This window comes from Rhizobium sp. 18055 (assembly GCF_902706285.1).
Classification (GTDB): domain Bacteria; phylum Pseudomonadota; class Alphaproteobacteria; order Rhizobiales; family Rhizobiaceae; genus Rhizobium.
The window spans coordinates 1-665 of record NZ_CACSKD010000087.1 but is presented as its reverse complement, the minus strand read 5'-3'; the positions used below and the strand labels follow the sequence as shown (position 1 = coordinate 665).

General features: G+C 72.0%; 1 protein-coding gene. It reads left to right on the top strand.

From position 1 onward, the window contains the following. Positions 1-363 (top strand): aminoacyl-tRNA hydrolase (locus GVL52_RS31550; RefSeq protein WP_200847935.1); only part of this gene is annotated, 363 nt, incomplete at its 5' end. Positions 364-665: the final 302 nt, after the last annotated feature.

Below are 665 nucleotides of genomic sequence, written 5' to 3'. Positions count from 1 at the left end.
GCCCACGACGAGCTGGACATCGTGCCGGGCCAGGCCAAGCTCAAGCGCGGGGGCAGCCATGCGGGGCACAACGGGCTGCGCGACATCCATGCGCAGCTGGGCTCGCCGGACTACTGGCGCCTGCGCATCGGCATCGGGCACCCGGGCGTGAAGGAAGAGGTGCCCAACTGGGTGCTCAAGAAGCCCTCGCCCGACCACCGCACGCAGATCGAGGACAGCATCGCGCATTCGCTCAAGGCCGCGCCGGCCATGCTGGCGGGCGACATGGAAAAGGCCATGCTGCTCGTGCACACCACCAAGCCGCCACGCCCGAAGCCGCCGCGGCCGGAAGGGCTGCCGCCGACGCCGCCTGCGCAGCGGTAGGCGGGGCCCGGTCTCCATCGCCCACCTGCCGCCACGGCAGCGGCCATGCAGGCCATGTGGGGACACTGTGGCCTCGGATGCACGCACCGCGCCCGCCCTGGCAGGCAGCGGCGCATCCAGCGCCCTACTCCGCGCGCGTGCCCGCCGGGGCCCCGGCGGTGTCGCCCGTGAGGCGCTGGTACTTCTGCCACAGCGTCTCGCGGCTCTCCACGTGCTGCGGATTCACCGGGATGCAGGCGACGGGGCAGATCTGCACGCACTGGGGCTCGTCGAAATGGCCCACGCATTCGGTGCACTTGTCG